14 protein-coding genes are annotated in these 19,748 nt (G+C 71.3%); 11 read left to right on the forward strand and 3 right to left on the reverse strand.

Annotation, left to right across the window (positions count from 1 at the left end):
• The first annotated feature begins 108 nt into the window (after window positions 1-108).
• Window positions 109-3,360, forward strand: coding sequence for a PAS domain S-box protein (locus ABD056_RS01485; protein ID WP_343863704.1), 3,252 nt, complete (start codon window positions 109-111; stop codon window positions 3,358-3,360).
• 33 nt (window positions 3,361-3,393) lie between these two features.
• On the opposite strand, the gene ABD056_RS01490 is transcribed toward ABD056_RS01485, so the two are convergent.
• On the reverse strand, window positions 3,394-4,026 hold the full coding sequence (locus tag ABD056_RS01490) for a glutathione S-transferase family protein (RefSeq protein ID WP_343863706.1): 633 nt from the start codon (window positions 4,024-4,026) through the stop codon (window positions 3,394-3,396).
• Window positions 4,027-4,136: 110 nt separating this feature from the next.
• Between ABD056_RS01490 and ABD056_RS01495 the strand changes: the two genes are divergently transcribed.
• Entirely contained in the window at window positions 4,137-4,481 is a 345-nt protein-coding gene (locus ABD056_RS01495; protein WP_343863708.1) for a DUF1491 family protein, read from the forward strand.
• A gap of 15 nt (window positions 4,482-4,496) precedes the next feature.
• Here the strand turns inward: ABD056_RS01495 and ABD056_RS01500 are convergent, their stop codons facing one another.
• Window positions 4,497-4,994, reverse strand: a complete 498-nt coding sequence (locus tag ABD056_RS01500; protein WP_343863710.1) for a bacteriohemerythrin — start codon at window positions 4,992-4,994, stop codon at window positions 4,497-4,499.
• A 279-nt stretch (window positions 4,995-5,273) separates the two neighbouring features.
• Here ABD056_RS01500 and ABD056_RS01505 point away from each other — a divergent pair, with 279 nt between their 5' ends.
• From ABD056_RS01505 to fdhF, 3 genes are all read left to right on the forward strand, one after another.
• A complete protein-coding gene (locus ABD056_RS01505; protein WP_343863712.1) occupies window positions 5,274-5,939 on the forward strand; it encodes a LuxR C-terminal-related transcriptional regulator in 666 nt (221 codons plus the stop codon).
• 314 nt (window positions 5,940-6,253) lie between these two features.
• Window positions 6,254-7,939: an NADH-ubiquinone oxidoreductase-F iron-sulfur binding region domain-containing protein gene (locus ABD056_RS01510; protein ID WP_343863715.1), complete on the forward strand. Its 1,686-nt coding sequence runs from the start codon at window positions 6,254-6,256 to the stop codon at window positions 7,937-7,939.
• Window positions 7,936-10,749 (forward strand): formate dehydrogenase subunit alpha, encoded by a 2,814-nt coding sequence (gene fdhF / locus ABD056_RS01515; protein ID WP_343863718.1) that lies wholly within the window; start codon window positions 7,936-7,938, stop codon window positions 10,747-10,749. Before ABD056_RS01510 ends, fdhF begins: the two co-directional genes overlap by 4 nt.
• On the opposite strand, the gene ABD056_RS01520 is transcribed toward fdhF, so the two are convergent.
• Window positions 10,689-11,624 (reverse strand): LysR family transcriptional regulator, encoded by a 936-nt coding sequence (locus ABD056_RS01520; RefSeq protein ID WP_343863720.1) that lies wholly within the window; start codon window positions 11,622-11,624, stop codon window positions 10,689-10,691. The two genes, fdhF and ABD056_RS01520, sit on opposite strands and share 61 nt — an antisense overlap.
• Window positions 11,625-11,756: 132 nt before the next feature.
• Here ABD056_RS01520 and ABD056_RS01525 point away from each other — a divergent pair, with 132 nt between their 5' ends.
• The 6 genes from ABD056_RS01525 (at window position 11,757) to fhuB (ending at window position 19,715) form a co-directional block, all read left to right on the forward strand.
• Window positions 11,757-12,872 (forward strand): S-(hydroxymethyl)glutathione dehydrogenase/class III alcohol dehydrogenase, encoded by a 1,116-nt coding sequence (locus ABD056_RS01525; protein ID WP_425544995.1) that lies wholly within the window; start codon window positions 11,757-11,759, stop codon window positions 12,870-12,872.
• Between the two features lie 233 nt (window positions 12,873-13,105).
• On the forward strand, window positions 13,106-15,199 hold the full coding sequence (locus ABD056_RS01530; RefSeq protein WP_343863724.1) for a TonB-dependent receptor: 2,094 nt from the start codon (window positions 13,106-13,108) through the stop codon (window positions 15,197-15,199).
• A gap of 14 nt (window positions 15,200-15,213) precedes the next feature.
• A complete protein-coding gene (locus ABD056_RS01535) occupies window positions 15,214-15,984 on the forward strand; it encodes a siderophore ferric iron reductase (protein ID WP_343863726.1) in 771 nt (256 codons plus the stop codon).
• On the forward strand, window positions 15,977-16,744 hold the full coding sequence (locus ABD056_RS01540) for an ABC transporter ATP-binding protein (protein ID WP_343863727.1): 768 nt from the start codon (window positions 15,977-15,979) through the stop codon (window positions 16,742-16,744). The genes ABD056_RS01535 and ABD056_RS01540 overlap by 8 nt, the downstream gene beginning before the upstream one ends.
• A 17-nt stretch (window positions 16,745-16,761) precedes the next feature.
• A complete protein-coding gene (locus ABD056_RS01545) occupies window positions 16,762-17,706 on the forward strand; it encodes an ABC transporter substrate-binding protein (RefSeq protein ID WP_343863729.1) in 945 nt (314 codons plus the stop codon).
• Window positions 17,706-19,715, forward strand: coding sequence for a Fe(3+)-hydroxamate ABC transporter permease FhuB (gene fhuB, locus ABD056_RS01550; RefSeq protein WP_343863731.1), 2,010 nt, complete (start codon window positions 17,706-17,708; stop codon window positions 19,713-19,715). The genes ABD056_RS01545 and fhuB overlap by 1 nt, the downstream gene beginning before the upstream one ends.
• Window positions 19,716-19,748: the final 33 nt, after the last annotated feature.

Below are 19,748 nucleotides of genomic sequence, written 5' to 3' on the forward strand. Positions count from 1 at the left end.
TCGAAAGGACGACTGATTTCATCGAATCCGGCACCGCCTCTGCTATAGTTATGGAAGCTTCCGTGACGGACGGGAGCAGCGGGGGAGACGCTGGGCGCGGTCGACATCATGATGCGAGGCATGTGGCAGCGGCTCGCCGCCCTTGGGGTGGCGTTGGTCTGCCTGCTGGTGACCGTGGTCGTCTGGCTCTATGCCGACGAGACCGGGCGCCGCATCACCGATCTGGAGTTCGAGCGCGGCGCCCGCCGCGTCGAGCGGGCGGTTCTGGAGCGCATGCGCGCCCTGGAAACCATGCTGCGCGCCGCCCAGGGTTTCGCCGCCACCACCTCGGTCGACGCCGGCGGCTGGCGCCGCTTTTCCGACACCCTGCGGATCGGCGACGTGCGCAGCGGGGTGGAAGGCCTCGCCTATCTGGAACTCGGCGACGACGGCACCACCGCCCGCATCCTGCTGGTCGAGCCCATGGCGCGGCTGGCGCCGGCCGTGGGTTACGACACCATGTCCGACCCGCCGCAGGCGGAGGCCCTGCGCCGCGCCATCGACGCCGGCGAGCCCATCCTCAGCGGCCGCTTCCGTTCGGTGGTGCGGGAACGGACCGGCGATCGTGGCGCCGACATGGTGTTCGTGGCGCCGCTCTACACCACCGACAGCGTGCCGCCGACGGTGACCGAGCGGCGGGAGGCGGCGCGCGGCTTCGTTTCCGTCGGCCTGTGGACGCGCGACCTGTTCGGGGCGCTGCTGCAGGGCATGCCCGACGACATGGTGGTAGTCATCCGCGACGAGGCGGCGGAAAACCCCGACGGTGTCGTCCTCTACCGCAGCGGCGCCGTGCCCGCCGCCACGCCGGAAGGGTTCGAGCGGGTATCCATCATGGCCATCGGCGGCCGCGTGCTCACCCTGCAGGTCTGGCAGCAGCCGACCGCCGCCATGGAGCGGCTGGCGGTGCAGAGCCGCACCATCCTTGGCGGCGGGGTGCTGTTCACGCTGGTGATGGGGCTCGCCACCTGGCTGCTGGTCACCCGCCGCCAGCGGGCGGAGGAGCTGGCGCGGCGCATGACCGTCGCCCTGCAGGACAGCGAACAGCGCTACCGCAGCCTGTTCGAGCGCAACAAGGCGGTGGAACTGCTGATCGACCCCAGCGACGGCGCCATCGTCGACGCCAATTTGGCGGCGGCGCGGTTCTACGGCTGGTCGGTCGACCAGCTGAAGCAGATGCGCATCAGCGACATCAACACCCTGTCGCCCGAGGAGGTGGCCGAGGAAATGGCCCGCGCCGATACGGAACGGCGCGACCACTTCATCTTCCGCCACCGCCTGGCATCCGGCCTGGTGCGCGACGTGGAGGTGCATTCCGGCCCGGTAATGGTGGGCGAACGGCGGCTGCTGTATTCCATCATCCACGACATCACCCGCCGCTGCGAGGCGGAGCGCAAGCTGCGCGACAGCGAGATCCGCTTCCGCGCCCTGTTCGAGCAGAACCCGGCGGCGACGCTGGTGATGGCCACCAACGGCCGCGTGCTGCGCGCCAACGCCGCCTGGCAAGCCATGTGGGGCGGCACGGTGGAGTCGCTGCACCGGCGCGGCTTCAACCTGCTGGAGGACCCGCAGCTGGTCCAGGCGGGCATCATTGATCTGGTGCGGCGGGCCCTGGCCGGCGAAGCGGTGGAGGCGCCGCCGGCGCTGCTCGATCCGCAGGGCATCGGCTTCACCGGCCAGCCCCGCTGGGTGCGCGGCTTCCTCTATCCCATCCGCGATGCCGCCGGCGAGGTGATGGAGGTGATCGTCGTCAACGAGGACGTCACCGAACGCCGCCGCGCCGAGGAGGAACTGAACTACCGCCACCGCCTGCTGGCCACCCAGTTGCAGACCACCCCCGACGGCGTGGCAGTGATCGACACCGACTGGCGCATGGAAAGCTGGAACCAGCGCTTCGTCGAGATGTGGGGCCTGCCGCCGGCGCTGGTGGAGGCGGGCGATGCCCGCGCCGCCCTGCAGCACATGCGGGCCCAGGTGGCGACGCCGCAGGTGTTCGAGCGCCGGGTGGCGCAATTGACCGCCGCCGGCACCGAAACCGGGTGGGACGAGGTGGCGCTGCGCGACGGCCGGGTGTTCGAGGTCTACAGCCGCGGCGTGCCGCCCGACGTGGGGCAGGCCGGGCGGCGGGTGTGGTTCTATCGCGACATCACCGAACGCAAGAACCTGGAAGCGCGGCTGCGGCGGGCGCTGGAGGAACAGGACGCCATCTTCAACTCCGCCGGCGAGGGCATCGCCTTCCTGCGCGGCGACCGCTTCATGCGCACCAACAAGCGATTCGCCGCCCTGTTCGGCTACGGCTCGGAGGAACTGGAGCGGCTGTCACCGGCGGCCCTGTTCGCCGACCCGGCCGATTATCACGACTTCATGGCCGCCGCCGATGCCGCCATGCGGGAAACCGGCAGCTACGCCGGCGAACACCGCATGCGGCGGCGATCCGGCGGCATCTTCTGGTGCCGCCTGTCGGGCACGACGCTGGAGCGCAACGCCCCCACCGGCGGCACCATCTGGGTGCTGGCGGACGTCACCCGCCGCCGTCTGGCCGACCGCCGCATGGCGCGCCTGCTGGCCGATCTCGAACGCTCCAATGCCGAGCTGCAGCAGTTCGCCTATGTCGCCAGTCACGACCTGCAGGAACCGCTGCGCATGGTGTCGAGCTACCTCGGCCTGATCGAGAAGCGCTACGCCGACCGCCTGGACCACACGGCGCTGGAGTTCATCGGTTTCGCCGTCGACGGCGCCCACCGCATGCAGAACCTCATCAACGACCTGCTGGAGTATTCGCGCGTCGGCACCCGCGGCAAGCCGCTGGCCCCCACCGACGCCGGCGCGGCGCTGGAGGCGGCGCTGGAGAACCTGCAGGTGGCGGTGCGCGACAGCGGCGCCAGCGTCCAATGCGGTCCCATGCCCCAGGTGCTGGCCGACGAGGGGCAGCTGGTGCGCCTGCTGCAGAACCTCATCGGCAATGCGCTGAAGTACCACCGGCCGGGCGTCGCGCCGACGGTGCGGGTGACGGCGGAGCAGGTGGACGGCCAGTGGCGCTTCGCCGTCGCCGACAACGGTATCGGCATCGAGCCGCAGTACTACGACCGCGTGTTCATGATCTTCCAGCGCCTGCACACCCGGCAGGAATACTCCGGCACCGGCATCGGCCTCGCCATCTGCAAGAAGATCGTCGAGCGCCACCACGGCCGCATCTGGGTCGAGTCCGAGCCCGGTGCCGGCAGCACCTTCTTCTTCACCCTGCAGCCGGCCGATGCCGCCCTGGGCGATGACGGTGATGCCGACGACCACGAGGATGCGGCGGAACCGGTGGACGCCGCCTGACCGACGGGCGGTAGCGGCGCCGCCGGCGCGGCGTCAGGGGGAGGGCGGCTGCGGCCGGGTGGCGGCGAAGGCCGGCATCTCCCCGCAGCGGCGGGCGAGGGCGCTCAGGTGGGGCAGCGCCTCGGCCGGCAGCAGGGCAGGGCGGACGGCGCGGATGAAATCCAGCGCCACCACGGCGCTGATGTCGGCCTGGGTCAGGCGCTCGCCGACCAGCCAGCCGTCGCCGGCGATGGCGGCCGCCGCCGTTTCCAGCTGCTGCAGCCCGGCCAGGATCTGGGCATCGGCCATCTGCGACCACTGCGGCCATTGCAGCTCCGCCGGCCGGCGGGCGGTTTCGTAATAGGCGATCACGCCCTTTTCCATGGCGCCCAGGGCGAAGGCCACCAGCCGGTTGACGCTGCGGCGCTCGGCCCCGGCGGCCGGAGTCAGGCGGCGGTCCGCAGGTGCCAGTTCGTCCAGGTAATCCAGGATGGCGGCCGAGTCGATCAGCACCTCGCCGTCCTCCAGCACCAGCGCCGGTACCCGGCCGAGCGGGTTGTAGGTGCGGATTTCGTCCATCTGGGTGGCGGTCGCCAGCTCCCGCCGCTCGAACGGCAGGCCGATCAGCTGCAGGCTGATGGCGACGCGACGGGTGAAGGGCGACAGGTTGCGGCCGACCAGGATCACGGAGACCTCTCCTTGCGGGGCGTGGGCGTGTGGGAGGGCCAGCCTAGCCCCCCGCCGGCACCGCGAAAAGAGCCGTTGCGGCGGCAGCGGGCGGCGCGCTACATGGAGCCATGAGCGAAAGCCGACTGAAATCCCGCCTGCGCGTCCAGGCCGCCATCCGCCAGTGCGAGGCGCGCTTCGTGCCGGCCATGGTGGTGAAGCGCGGCGACGCCGATGCCGGCGCCATTCTGGTGAAGGTCAACGCCTTCGACCGCGGCTGCTTCGTCCTCACCCAGGTCACCGACGGGCTGGGGCGGGCGCGCTGGATGCGCGGCACCGGCCCGCAGCCGGTGGACGAGCCCACCGCCGACGCCTACATCGCGCGCCAGGGCCGCTACGACGACGACCTGTGGGTGATCGAGCTGGAAAGCCGCGACGGCTGGCACCCGTTCGAGGACGAGCTGCTGGCGGAATGATCCGGCCGCCGCCGGTCAGCCGGTGCCGGCTTCGTCCTTGGTCTTGGCCGGGGTGGGGGCCGGGGCAGGGGCAGGGGCGGGGGGCGTCGCCGGGGCGGCGGCGGCTGCCGGCTTGCGCTCCAGGAACGGCTTGTACTTCATGTCGTCGCCCAGGATGTGCCGCACCAGCCAGTCGGTCAGGAAGTCGAACACCTTGATGCTGTTCAGCGCCTTGGGGTCCGCCCGGAAGCGCTCGCGCAGGGCATAGACCTTCTGCTTCAGCGCCTCGTGCGCCTGGCGGTGATCGTCCAGGTGGGGGTAGCGGGCGAGCTTCTGCAGCCGTTCCTCGACCTCGAAGTGATATTCCGTGTAGGCGATCAGTTCGTCGAGGATGCGGCCGATGTCGGCCGGCGCCGCCTTGCCGCGCACGGCGGCGTGCAGGTCGTTCACATAGGTCATGAGCTTGCGGTGATCGGCATCCAATGCCTCCACCCCGACGCTCATTTTCTCGCTCCAGGTAAGAAGCGGCGCCATGAAGTCCCCCCATATGCTCTCGCAGCCTTCATAGCACCGGGGCGGGCCGCAGGTAAACCGGCAAGGCGCCGCATGTTCGCGTTGCAGGCGATCCTGCGGCGAATGCTTGCGCGCGGACGTCAGGGCATATACACAGTTCATATACACCTAAAGTTAGCATTGCCGTGAGCCCGTCTCCCCCGTCGCCGGTGCGGTGAAATCTCACACATTTCAGTTTTCAAACGTTTGCGTGGCGGCGCATGCGGAGTATGGTGCTCTGCGAAACAGATGAGGCTTCCCATGCGCATCATCCTGGCCGACGACCATGAACTGGTCCGTGCCGGCATCAAGCCGTTTCTAGCCGACCTCGCCGAACCGATGGACGTGGTGGAATGCGGCGACCTGCCCTCCGCCCTGCAGGCGGCCGATCCGGAAAGCGTGGACCTGGTCATCCTTGACCTGTCCATGCCGGGGATGAATGGCGAGGAAGGGCTGCATACGGCGCTTGCCACCTTCGCCGGCCGTCCGGTGGTGGTGCTGTCGGCCTCCACCCAGGTCGGCGACATCCTGACCGCGGCACGGGCAGGGGCCGCCGGCTACCTGCCGAAGAGCATGAGCGGCCCGGCCATGACCACGGCGCTGCGCCTCATCCTGCTGGGCGAGCGGTTCTTCCCGGCCTGCGTGCTGCAGGGCATGACGCCGCCGCCGTCGTCGGGGGACAGCGACGGCCAGCTGCCGCCGGTGATCGCCCCGCGCCGCCGCAACCCGCTGGACCTGCTCAGCGCCCGCGAGCGCGAGATCCTGCGGCTGATGATCGAGGGCGGCACCAACAAGGAAATCGCCCGCCGGCTGACCGTGCAGGAAATCACCGTCAAGGTTCACCTGCGCAACATCTACCGCAAGCTGGGTGCCGCCAATCGCGCCCAGGCGGTGCGCATCGCGCTGGAAAACGGCTGGCGTGCCTGAACCGCGGGCACCGGCCCGGCGCTGCACGCATTTCCATCATTGTTGAATGGTGCAGTGCAAAAAGTCCTTTACAGAGGCCGTCCGCGGTGCGATATTTTGCATCGCAGCACCGGTTGGTCCGGCGCCCCGCGCCTCAGGCTCCCGCTGCTGCATCTTGGACGTTTCCTCCCTAGACTTGGGCCGCGCTTCGTGCGCGGCCTTTTTTTCTGCCTCCGGCTACTCCGGTTGGTCGCCGCGTCGGTCTTGCCTCCGGCGGTCCGGTTCGGCACCTTGGAAGGAGTACCCTGGCGGTACGGCTTCGAGAGGATCTGCCCATGACATCGCCGGCCCCCACCCTGGAGAAGCGCCCGGCCGCCCGCACCCGCCGCCGCGGCCCCGTGGTCGATCCGGCGGCGCTGGCCGAGGTCGAGCGGCTGACGGTCGGGGTGGAGCGGCGCCGGGATCTGCTGATCGAGGCCCTGCATTGCCTCAACGATGCCCTCGGCTGCCTGCCGGAGGGCCATCTGGTGGCGTTGGCGACGCTGTGGCGGCTGGCCCCGGTGGAAGTGTTCGAGGTCGCCACCTTCTACGCCCATTTCGAGGTCGTGCCGGCCGGTGCGCCGCTGCCGCCGCCGCTGGCGGTGCGGCTGTGCGACGGGCCGTCGTGCCGCATGGCCGGCGCCGATGCCCTTCACGACGCCGTGGCGGCGGCTCCGCCGGATGGCTGCCGGGTGGTGGCCGGGCCGTGCATGGGCCGCTGCGACCAGGGGCCGGTGGCGCTGGTCGGCCGCCGGGCGGTCACCCGGGCCACCCCCAAGGCCATCGCCGCCGCAGCCGCCGAGGGTGGCGCTCCGCGCCTGCCGGGGGATGCCCAGCGGCTCGCCCATGCCCATACGGAGGGTGTCTATCGCGTGCTGGCGTCGCTGCGGGCCGGCCAGCGCTCGGTGGAGGAGGTGCTGACGACGCTGGAGGAGGCGGGCCTGCGCGGCCTCGGCGGGGCCGGGTTCCCCACCGCCCGCAAGTGGCACACGGTGCGGCAGATGCCGGGGCCGCGGGCCGTCTGCGTCAATGCCGACGAGGGTGAGCCGGGTACGCTGAAGGACCGCCTGTGGCTGGAGGGCCGCCCGCACCGGGTGATCGAGGGCGCCCTCATCGCCGCCTGGGCGGTGGAGGCCGACCTGGTGGTCATCTACCTGCGCGACGAGTACCCGGAGGCGCACGCCCTGCTGCTGGCCGAGATCGCCGAGGTCATTGCCCATGGGCTGGCCGGCGGCGTCACCATCGAACTGCGGCGCGGCGCCGGCGCCTACATCTGCGGCGAAGAGTCGGCGATGATCGAAAGCATCGAAGGCAAGCGCGGCTGGCCGCGCCACCGTCCGCCCTATGTGGCGCAGGCCGGCCTGTTCGGTCGCCCGACGGTGGTCAACAACGTGGAAACCCTGTGCTGGGTGCCGGAGATCCTGGAGAAGGGCGCCGCCTGGTGGCAGGACCTGGGCCGCCACGGCCGTCACGGACTGCGGGCGTTCTCCGTCTCCGGCCGGGTGCGGCTGCCGGGGGTGAAGGTGGCGCCGGCCGGCATCACCCTGACCGAGCTGCTGGCGGAATACTGCGGCGGCATGGCCGAGGGGCACCGGCTGAAGGCCTTCCTGCCCGGCGGCGCCTCCGGCGGCATCATGCCGGCCGCCCTGGCCGACCTGCCGCTCGATTTCGGCAGCTTCGAGCCGCACGGCGGCTTCATCGGCAGCGGCGCCGTGGTGGTGTTCTCCCACGCCGACGACCTGCGCGAGGTGGCGCGCGACCTCATGCGCTTCATGGCCCACGAAAGCTGCGGCCAGTGCACCCCCTGCCGGGTCGGCTGCGACAAGGCGGTGAGCCTGCTGGAGGCGCCGGCCCTGGATACCGACCTGCTGGCCGATCTGGCGCAGGTGATGCGCGACGGCTCCATCTGCGGCCTCGGTCAGGCGGCCCCCAACATCTGGCAGACGCTGCTCCGCCATTTCCCCGAGGAGGCGCGGCGATGACCATGCACACCATCCCCTTCACCCTGGACGGCCAGCCGGTGGAGGCGCGGCCGGGGGAAACCCTGTGGCAGGTGGCGCAGCGCCTGGGCATCGCCCTGCCGCATCTGTGCTATCGCGACGAACCGGGGTATCGCCAGCCCAAGGGCACCAAGGGCGGCAACTGCCGCGCCTGTCTGGTGGAGGTGGAGGGGGAACGCACCCTGGCCGCCTCGTGCATCCGCAAGCCGGCCGCCGGCATGGTGGTGCGCACCGCCAGCCCGCGAGCGGAGAAGAGCCGCGCCCTGGTGCTCGAACTGCTGGCCACCGACCAGCCGCCCGCCGCTACCGCCACCGGGGCCGGCGGGCGCAGCCGGCTGCGCCACTGGCAGCACGAGATCGGAGTGGACGCCAGCCGCTTCCCGGCCCGCCGCCACCCGGCCCCGGCGCCGGACGTCAGCCACCCGGCCATGGTGGTGAACCTGGCGGCCTGCATCAGCTGCGGCCTGTGCGAGCGCGCCTGCCGCGACATCCAGGTCAACGACGTCATCGGCTTCGCCGGCCGCGGCATGGACACCACGGTGGTCTTCGATACCGCCCGCCCCATGGGCGACAGCACCTGCGTCGCCTGCGGCGAATGCGTCCAGGCCTGCCCGACCGAGGCGCTGCTGCCGGCCGAGCGTACCGACTCGCCGGCCGCGACGGTGGAGACGGTGTGCCCCTACTGTGGCGTCGGCTGTCAGGTGCGGCTGACGGTGGAAGACAACCGCATCGTCGAGGTGGAGGGCCGCAACGGCCCCGCCAACGAGAACCGGCTGTGCGTGAAGGGCCGCTTCGGCATGGACTACGTCCACCATCCGCAGCGCCTGACCGTGCCGCTCGTCCGCCGGGATGACGCCCCCAAGTCGCCGGCCTGCGACATGGACCCCGCCAACCCCTTCACCCACTTCCGGGAAGCCACCTGGGACGAGGCGCTGGAGCGGGCGGCGGCCGGCTTCCGCCGCATCCGCGACGGCCACGGCGGCGGCGCACTGGCCGGCTTCGGCTCGGCCAAGGGCTCCAACGAGGAAGCCTTCCTGTTCCAGAAGCTGGTGCGCACCGGCTTTCGCACCAACAACGTCGACCACTGCACCCGGCTCTGCCATGCCTCTTCCGTCGCGGCGCTGATGGAGATGGTGGGCTCCGGCGCGGTGACGGCGCCGGTGCGGGAATGTGCCCGGTCGGAGGTGATCCTGGTCATCGGCGCCAACCCCAGCGTCAACCACCCGGTCGCCGCCAGCCACATCAAGAATGCCGTCAAGGCCGGCGCCAGGCTGATCGTCATGGACCCGCGCGGTCAGGCCCTCAGCCGCCATGCCACCTGGATGCTGCGCTTCAACCCCGGCACCGACGTGGCGCTGCTCAACAGCCTGATGTATGTGGTGGTGGAGGAAGGGCTCTACGACCGCGCCTTCATCGACGCCCGCACCGAGGGGTTCGAGGTGCTGCGCCAGCATGTCTCCGCCTTCAGCCCGGAGACCATGGCGCCCATCACCGGCATCGAGGCGGCGACGGTGCGCGAGGTCGCCCGTGCCTTCGCCGGTGCCGGATCGGCCATGGTGTTCTGGGGCATGGGCCTGTCGCAGCACGCCCACGGCACCGACAACGCCCGCTGCCTCATCGACCTGACGCTGATCTGCGGCCATGTGGGCAAGCCGGGCAGCGGCCTGCATCCGCTGCGCGGGCAGAACAACGTGCAGGGCGCCTCCGACGCCGGCCTGATCCCCATGGTCTACCCCGACTACCGGCCGGTGGAGGATGCGGCGGTGCGCGGCTTCTATGAAGATCTGTGGGGCATGCCGCTTGATCCCGTCCGCGGCCTGACGGTGGTGGAGATCATGCACGCCGCCGATGTCGGGCGCATCCGCGGGCTTTACGTCATGGGCGAGAACCCGGCCATGTCCGACCCCGACCTGGAGCACACCCGCGCCAGTCTGGCGCGGCTGGAGCATCTGGTGGTGCAGGACATCTTCCTGACCGAGACGGCCATGCTGGCCGACGTGGTGCTGCCGGCCTCCGCCTTCCCCGAGAAGGACGGCACCTTCACCAATACCGACCGGCTGGTCCAGCGCGGCCGCGCCGCCCTGCAGCCGCCGGGGGATGCGCGGCAGGATCTGTGGATCATCCAGGAGATGGCCCGCCGCCTCGGCCTCGGGTGGGAGTATGACGGCCCCGCCGAGGTCTTCGCCGAGATGCGGCACTGCATGCCCTCCATCGCCGGCATCAGCTGGCAGCGGCTGGAGCGCGAAGGCGCCGTCACCTATCCCTGCGCGGCGGAGGACCAGCCGGGCAAGGCGATCCTGTTCGACGATGCCTTCCCGCTGCCCGGCGGCAAGGCCCGCCTGCGCACCGCCGACATCCTGCCGCCGGCCGAACTGCCCGATGCCGACTTCCCGCTGGTGCTGACCACCGGCCGGGTGCTCGAACACTGGCATACCGGCGCCATGACCCGCCGCGCCACCACCCTGGAGGCGCTGGAAGGCGAACCGCACTGCCTGGCGTCGCCGGCCCTGCTGGCGTCGGTGGGGCTGCCCGACGGCGGCACGGTGCGGCTGACCACCCGCCGGGGCAGCATCCGCCTGACGGCGCGGCCCGACCGCTGGGTGCCGGACGGCATCGTCTTCGTGCCGTTCTGCTATACCGAGGCAGCGGCCAACCTGCTGACCAACCCGGCGCTCGACCCGGTGGCGCGCATCCCCGAGTTCAAGTTCGCCGCGGTGCGGCTGGAGGCGGCTCAGGCCGGGGCGGAGACGGCGGCGGCGGGTGCGGCGGCGGGCGTCGCCTCCGGCGCATAGGAGGTCCGCAGGCCGGCCCGCAGGTGCTGCACCATCAGCCGCACCTTGGCCGGCTGGTGGCGGCGCTGCGGCTGCACCGCCCACACGCCGGTGCCGGGCGGCTGGTGCTCCGGCAACAGGGAGACGAGGCGGCCGGTCGCCAGATGCTCGGTGACGTAGTAGTCGGGCAGGTGGCAGATGCCGAACCCGCGCAGCGCCGCATCCAGCACCGCCGGGCCGCTGTTGCAGCGCCAGCGGCCACGGGCGCGGAACACCCACTCGCCGCCGTCGCGCTGGAACACCCACAGGTCGGAGGTGCCGACGAGGCAGTTGTGCGCCGCCAGCTCGCTCAGGTCGCGCGGGGTGCCGTGGCGGTCGAGGTAGGCCGGTGCGGCGCACAGGTACATCTGGCGCGGCGCCAGGCGCACCGCGGTCAGCGACGACGGCGCCAGCCGGCCGAGGCGGATGGCGAGGTCGTAGCCCTCGTGCACCAGGTCGACGGCGACATTGGTGAGGTCCAGCTGCACCTCCAGCCTGGGGTGCTGTTCCAGGAACTGGTTGACCAGCGGCACGATGAAGCGCTCGCCATAGGCGATGGCGCAGGTCATGCGCAGGCTGCCGGCCGGTTCCTCGCTGGCGTCGGTGATCTGGCGGAACGCCTCGCGCCGCTCCTCCACCAGCCGCTGGCAGTGGGCGAGCAGCAGGCGCCCCGCCTCGGTCAGCGTGACGGTGCGGGTGGAACGGTAGAACAGGCGCGACTGCAGCCGGTCCTCCAGCCGCATGATGCTGCGGCTGACGTGCGACGACGAGGCGCCCAGGCGTTCGGCGGCGCGGGTGAAGCCGCCGCATTCGGCCACCGCCACGAATTCGTCGATGCCCTCCCAGTCGTTGGTCACGGGGCGCCGCCTCCGGTCATTGTTTCACTACGGCAAAGATGTCTTGTCGCACCGCGCCTTATCAAGCCGCGCTTCGGTATGCGATCCTTTTTGGACATCCCGATGATCGCAGGAACAAGGACGGACGACATGGTGAAGTCGCGGGCAGCGGTGGCATGGGCGGCGGGACAGCCGCTGGAGATCGAAGAGGTGGAGGTCGCGGCGCCCAAGGCGGGCGAGGTGCTGGTGCGCATCATCGCCACCGGCGTCTGCCATACCGATGCCTTCACCCTGTCCGGCGCCGACCCCGAGGGCATCTTTCCCGCCATCCTCGGTCACGAGGGCGGCGGCATCGTCGAAGAGGTGGGGCCGGGCGTCACGTCGGTGGCGGTGGGCGATCATGTCATCCCGCTCTACACGCCGGAATGCGGCAAGTGCAAGTTCTGCCTGTCGGGCAAGACCAACCTGTGCCAGGCCATCCGCGCCACCCAGGGCAAGGGCCTGATGCCCGACGGCACCACCCGCTTCCGCGCCCGCGGGCAGGACGTGTTCCATTACATGGGGACCTCCACCTTCTCCGAGTATACCGTGCTGCCGGAAATCGCCCTGGCGAAGATCAACAAGGAAGCGCCGCTGGAGAAGGTCTGCCTGCTCGGCTGCGGCGTCACCACCGGCATGGGGGCGGTGCTGAAGACGGCCAAGGTACAGCCGGGCTCCACCGTCGCCATCTTCGGCCTGGGCGGCATCGGCCTGTCGGCCATCATCGGATCGGTCATGGCGGGCGCGGGGCGCATCATCGGCGTCGACATCAACCCGTCCAAGTTCGAGATCGCCAGGCAGCTGGGCGCCACCGACGTCATCAACCCCAAGGACTACGACCGGCCGATCCAGGAGGTTCTGGTGGAGCTGACCGACGGCGGCGTCGACTACAGCTTCGAGTGCATCGGCAACGTCAACGTCATGCGGGCGGCGCTGGAGTGCTGTCACAAGGGCTGGGGCGAGTCGACCATCATCGGCGTCGCCGGCGCCGGCGAGGAAATCTCCACCCGGCCGTTCCAGCTGGTCACCGGCCGGGTGTGGCGCGGCTCCGCCTTCGGCGGCGTCAAGGGCCGCAGCGAACTGCCGGGCATCGTCGAGCAGTACCTGCGCGGCGAGTTCGAGCTGGACACCTTCATCACCCACACCATGGGCCTGACCGACATCAACACCGCCTTCGACCTGATGCATGAAGGCAAGAGCATCCGCTCGGTCATCCACTACGACATGTAGGGCGGCGGGCGCCGCGGCGCCCCCTCCGACCTCGCCGGAAAACGGCCGCGCCTCCCACCGGGGCGCGGCCGTCGTGCGTGTGGGGGCAAGGGAGGGGGCAGGCGGCGTGGACCCTTCAGGGGTAAACGATAATGCCTTGCATTCGCGTTATCCCGCCGCTATGACTGCCTCGCATGAGAATGACTCTCATTTGCTCAAGAAGACAGGCAAATTACCGTGAGGGCGGGATGATGGTGGCGAAGAAGGGAACCGGCCGCGCCGGGGCGGCGGGCATGGCGGCAGCGGCGGTTCTGGCGCCGGTGGCGGTGCTGGCGCAGGATGCGGGGTCCGGGGCCGGGTCCGGCCGTATCGAGCTGGCGCCGGTGATGATCGAGGCGGCGACCCGCGTGGAGACGCCCGTCGACGAGGTCAGCCGCTCCGTCACCGTGGTCACCCGCGAGGAGATCGAGAAGCACAAGCAGATCGACCGCTCCCTCGGCGACATCCTGTCGAAGACCGTCCCCGGCTTCAGCCAGAGCACCGAGGCCAATACCGACTACGGCCAGACCCTGCGCGGCCGCACCTTCCTGACCATGATCGACGGCGTGCCGCAGTCGACGCCGCTGCGCGACGGCCGCCGCTCGCTCAACTCCATCGACGCCGACGCCATCGAGCGCATCGAGGTGGTGCGCGGCGGCACCGCGCTCTACGGCTTCGGCGCCACCGGCGGCTTGGTGAACATCGTCACCCGCCGCCCGGCCGAGGGCGCCCTGACCTGGGACGTGTCGCAGGGCGCGAGCTTCTCCGCCACCCATCCGGCCGACTCCCTCGGCACCCAGACCAACATCCAGGCGTCCGGCCGCAGCGGGCAGGTGGATTACCTCGCCAACGGCTCCTACGTGCGTCGTGGCGGCTCGTTCGATGCCGACGGCGACCGCATCGCGGCCGACCCGGTGGGCGCCCAGGGCGGCATCAGCGACAGCGATACCGTAAACTTCCTTGGCAAGCTGGGGTACGAGTTCGACGACAACCGCCAGCGCGTGCAGCTGTCGGGCAACTACTACGACATGAAGCAGGACAGCGACTGGGCCGGCCTGAGCATGGACGGCGACCCCGCCCGCGGCATCAAGACGCCGGCGGTGCGCGGCAACTACAACCCCGTCGACCCCGGCACGAAGACCCGCAACCTCAGCCTCGACTACGAACACCGCGAGGTGCTGGGCAGCAGCGTCAAGGCGCAGGCCTATTACGCCGACCAGAACATCGTCTACAGCAAGTTCCCCGGCTACTCCCAGACCCGCATCGAGTCGGAAAAGCTCGGCAGCCGCCTGACCGTCAACACGCCGGTGGAGGCGGGGCCGCTGCCCTTCACCGTCACCTGGGGCGTCGACTACCTGCGCGACGACACGGTGCAGACCGCCACCGACGGGCCGGACAACAGCCCGGCCATGCTGCAGAACGCCGTCGCCGGCTTCGCGCAGGTGGAAGTGCCGGTGCTGGACTACGGCACCATCACCGGCGGCATGCGGTACGAACACATCTCGCTCGACATCTCCGACTTCACCAACCGCAACGGCGACTTCGTGCAGGGCGGCAGCCTGACCTACGGCGAGCCGCTGTTCAACCTGACTGGCACGGTGTTCCTGACCGACCACCTGGACCTTTACGGCGGCTTCTCGCAGGGTTTCACGGTGGCGGAGATCGGCCGCTCGCTGTCCGACGGCGCCTTCCGCCGCGCCGAGGATGCCGAGGCCGAGGTGCAGAAGACCAACAACTACGAACTGGGCCTGCGCGCCACCTACGACCGCTGGACCGGCTCCGTCGTCGGCTTCGTCAGCACCTCCGACAACGGCGTGTCGTTCGACCGCGACCTGCGCATCATCAAGCAGCCGGAACGCATCTACGGCGTCGAGGTGGCGGCCACGGTGGCGGCGACCGATGCCCTGCGCCTCGGCGGCTCGCTGACGTGGATGGAAGGGCGGGTGGACCTGGACGACGACGGCGACTACGACGAGGACATGCCGACCACCAGCATCCCGCCGCTGAAGGTCACCGCCTTCGCCGAGTATGACCTGTTCGACTGGTGGACGGCGCGCGTGCAGGGCCTCTATTCCGGCACCCGCAGCCCCAACAGCAGCCAGTTCGGTGGCACCAGCGACATCGACGACTACGTCCTGGTGGACCTCTACAGCGCCTTCGACGTCGGCGTCGGCACCCTGACCGTCGGCATCGAGAACCTGCTGAACGCCAGCTACTTCCCGGTGATCAACCAGGCCTACGATGCCGCCTATGCCTACGCCAAGGGTCCCGGCACCACCGTCACCGCCACCTACTCGGTGCAGTTCTGAGGCTGTCCGCGCTCATGACTGCATCGCCGCCGCTGCCGCCCGCCGTTCCCGACAGTCCGCTGACGCCGTTGCTGACGGCGGCAGAGGCGCTCGTGCCGGGGATGGCGGGCGTGCTCGGCGGGCCGGCGCCGGGGCATGTGACGGCGGGGCAGGACAACGCCGCCGCGCTCACCGCCCTCATCGACGCCATCACCGCCACCGCCGGCGAGGGGGAGGCGGCCTATGTGGCGGTCACCGCCTGGGGCATGCTGGTATGGCAGCCGGCCATCCTGACCCTGCTGGCGGTCCACCGCTTCGGGCTGGTGCCGGACCTCGGCGGCATGAGCCAGCGGGTGCACGGCGCCTCCGTCTACGGCTACCGCCTGCCGCCGGAGCCGGCCGCCATGGCGATGCCGCCGGCGGATCTGATTCGCGCCGGCGGGCAGCAGCTGCGCGCCCTGGCCGACAGCCTGCTCGCCGAGCTGCAACGGCATGTGCGCCTGAAGCCGGTGCTGGCCCGCCGCCTGCTCGCCGACCGGGTGGTGAGCACGGTGGCGCGGCCGGAGTTCGCCGCCGCCGAGGTGACGGCGCTGGTAGAGCAGTGGCTGGCCGCCCTCGATCTGGCGGGGTGCAGCGGCGTCATGCCGGTGCCGCTGTCGGGCGGGCGCACGGTGATGGCGCTCGACCGCCGCGCCTGCTGCCTCGCCTATCGGGTGGGCGGCAACGACATGTGCATCACCTGTCCGCGTCAGTCCGATTCCCTGCGCCTGGAGCGCCTGCAGACCTATTGGGAAGCCCATGTTTGAGCTGTCGGACGTCCGTGTCGGCTACGACGGCCGCCGCGTCCTCGACATCGACCGCCTGACCCTGGCCGGCGATGCGGTGACGGTCATCCTCGGCCACAACGGCTCCGGCAAGTCGACGCTGATGAGCCTTCTGGCCCGCCAGCGCCGGCCCGACGGCGGCACCGTCGCCCTGCACGGTCGGCCGCTCGGCGCCTACAGCCAGCGGGCGCTGGCGCGGGCGGTGGCCTTCCTGCCGCAGCGCCTGCCCGACGTGCCGGGGCTGGACGTGCGCGAGCTGTGCGGCCTCGGCCGCTTTCCGTGGCGCGGGGCGCTCGGCCGCTGGCGGGCGGCGGACGACGCGGCGGTGGCGGCGGCGCTGGCCCGCACCCACATGACCGCCTTCGCCGGCCGCATTGTCGATCACCTGTCCGGCGGCGAGCGCCAGCGGGCCTGGATCGCCATGCTGCTGGCCCAGGAAGCCCCCATCCTCATGCTCGACGAGCCCATCTCCGCCCTCGACCTCGCCCATCAGGTGGAGGTGCTGAGCCTGCTGCGCGACCTCAACCGCGCGTCCGGCTGCGGCGTCATCACCATCCTGCACGACATCAACCTGGCCGCCCATTACGCCGACCGCATCGTCGCCCTGAAAGGCGGCCGCATCGCCTTCGACGGCAGCCCGGAGGAGCTGATGCAGGAACCCGTGCTGTCCGGCCTCTACGGCCTCGACATCGCCCTGGTCGACCACCCGACGCGCACCGCCCGCGTCGCCGTCATCGCCTGATCCGAAAAGGCTGTGCCATGCGTGTTCTGCTGCCTGCCCTGATTGCCGCCGCGACCGCCGTGGTTGCCGCCGTCGCCGTCGTCGCCCCTGCCGCTCCGGCGCGGGCGGAGGTGACGGTGACTGACAGCCGCGGCAGCCACACCTTCGCCGCCCCGCCGCAGCGGGTGGTGGCGCTGACGTGGTCGCTGGTGGAGCATCTGGTGGAACTGGGGGTGACGCCGGTGGGCGTGGCGGACCTGGAGGGTTACAACACCTGGGTGGTTCATCCGCCGGTGCCGGCCGGCGCCGTCGAGGTGGGGTTGCGCCAGGAACCGAGCCTGGAACGCATCGCCGAACTGGAGCCCGACGTCATCCTCGCCTCCGACGACCAGATCGCCTTCGTGCCGCAGCTGGAGACCATCGCCCCGGTGCTGCACTACACCGCCTTCAGCAGCGAACACGACAACGAGGCCGTCTCCCGCCAGCACTTCCGCGAGATCGCCCGCCTGCTCGACCGCGAGGCGGTGGCGGAGGCGCGGCTGGCCGACCTGGATGCCGCCCTGGCGGCGCTGCGGCAGCGGGTGCAGGCGCTGTACGGCGACACGCCGCCGACGGTGACGGTGGTGCGCTTCGCCGACGAGGCGCGGGTGCGCGTCTATGGCGACAACTCCATGTCCTCGGCGGCGCTGAAGGCGCTCGGCCTGACCAGCGGCATCGCCGTGCCACGGTCGCGCTGGGGCTTCGCCCTCAAGCCGGTGCAGGACCTGGGGGCCATCGGCGACGGCGTGCTGGTCTACGTCGAGCCGCTGGAGAAGGCGGAGGCGCTGCTAAACACCGCCCTGTGGCAGGCCATGCCCTTCGTGCGCGGCGGCCGGGTGGCGGCCATGGCGCCGGCCTGGACCTACGGCGGTGCCGTCTCGGTGCAGTACCTTGCCGAGGGCATCGTCACGGCGCTGGAGAGCCTGGCGGCCGGTCACCGCTGATGCGCTGGCTGCTGGTCCTGGCGGCGGCGCTGCTGGTGGTGCCGATGCACCTGTCGCTGTCGAGCCCGCTGCCGCTGGCGGAGCAGGCGGCGGTGCTGTGGCGCGGCAGTGCCGAAACGCTGGCCGAGGTCACCTTCCTCCACGGCGGTGCGCCGCGGGCGGTGATCGCCCTGCTGGCCGGCGCCGGGCTCGGGCTGGCCGGCAGCGTGATGCAGCAGGTGACGCGCAACCCGCTGGTGTCGCCGCTCACCCTCGGCACCTCGGCCGGCGCCTGGCTGGCGCTGGTGATCGCCTCTGTCGCCGCGCCGGCGCTGGCGGCCAGCCATGGGGTGTGGTTCGCCATGACCGGCGCCATCCTCTCCACCGGGCTGGTGCTGGCCATCGCCGGCCGCCAGGGCATCGGCGGCCTGCCGGTGGTGCTGGCCGGCATGGCCATGACCCTGCTGCTGCAGGCAGTGGCGACGGTGGTGGTGCTGACCCACGACCAGTACGTGCGCAACCTGTTCATCTGGCAGGCCGGCGACCTCGGCCAGACCGATTGGCGCTGGGTGACATGGCTGGCGCCGCAGGTGGCGGCGGGGCTGGTGGTGGTGGTGCTGTGCAAGCGGCCGCTGACGCTCATGCGCCTGGGGGCGGAGGCGGCGGCGGCCCGTGGCCTCGCGCTCATCCCCTTCCTGCTGGTGGCGGTGCTCGCGGCGCTGTGGCTGACCGCCAGCGTCATCACCGCCGTCGGCGTCATCGCCTTCATCGGCCTGCTGGCGCCCAATCTGGCGCGACTGTGCGGCGCCCGCTCGGCGGCGGCGGAGCTGGTGACGAGCCTGATCCTTGGCGCCGTGCTGCTGCTGGCGACTGATGCCCTGGCGCTTTATGCCAGCCGCTTCACCCGCGACCTGGTGCCGAGCGGCGCCAGTGCCGCCCTGGTGGGCGTGCCGGTGCTGCTGTGGCTGACCCTGCGCCGCCTGCGGGCGGCCGATCATGCGCCGCTGTCGCTGCCGGTCGGGGCGCTGCGGGTGAGCCGCCTGACCTGGGCGGCGCTGGCGGTGGCGGCGGTGGCGCTGCCACTGCTTGCCCTCACCGTCGGACGCGGCCCGGCCGGGTGGAGCATCGGCTGGCCGTCGGATCTGGTGCTCGGCCTGCGCTGGCCGCGGGTGCTGACGGCGGCGGCGGCCGGGGCGGGCATGGCGGTGGCCGGGGTCATCCTGCAGCGGCTGCTGCGCAATCCGCTGGCGAGCCCCGACATCATCGGCATTTCCTCCGGCGCCAGCCTGGCGCTGGTGGCGACGGTGGTGGTGCTGGGCGGCTCCATCCACGAGGCCGGGGTGCCGGTGGCGCTGCTGGGCGGGCTGGCGGCGCTGGCGGTGCTGCTGCTGCTCGGTCGCCGCCAGGGCCATGCGCCCAATGCGGTGGCGCTGGTGGGCATCGCCCTGGCGGCGCTGCTCGACTCCCTGCTGCAGTTCGCCCTCGCCCGGGGCGGCGACGAGGCCTACATGATCATCGGCTGGCTGGCCGGCTCCACCTTCCGCGCCTCGGCCGGGCAGGGGATGGCGCTGGCGGCGGCGGTGGCGGCGGCGGCGGCCGCCACCCTGCTGGCGCACCGCTGGCTGACCCTGATGGCCGCCGGCGAGCCCTTCGCCGCCGCCCGCGGGCTGGCGGTGGGTCCGGCGCGGATGCTGCTGCTGGCGCTGGGGGCCATGACGGCGGCGGCGGTGACCTCGGTGACCGGCCCCATCGCCTTCGTCGGCCTCATCGCCCCGCACATGGCGGTGCTGCTGGGAGCCCGCAAGGTGGCGGCCCACGTGGTGCTGGCGACGGTGCTGGGGGCGGTGCTGCTGGTGGCGTCGGACTGGCTGGGGCGGACCGTCTTCCACCCGGTGCAACTGCCGGCGGGCGCCGTGGCGGCGGTGGTCGGCGGCGGCTACTTCATCGCCCTGCTGGCCGGGCAGGGGCCGCTGCGGGGGCTGCGCGGACTGGGCCGAATGGCGAGCGGGTGGGGAAATCGCGCCGCTTAGGAAGGACGCGACCTATACTATTAGGGTATGGGC

This window comes from Caenispirillum bisanense, assembly GCF_039523075.1.
GTDB classification, from domain to species: Bacteria; Pseudomonadota; Alphaproteobacteria; order Rhodospirillales; family Rhodospirillaceae; genus Caenispirillum; species Caenispirillum bisanense.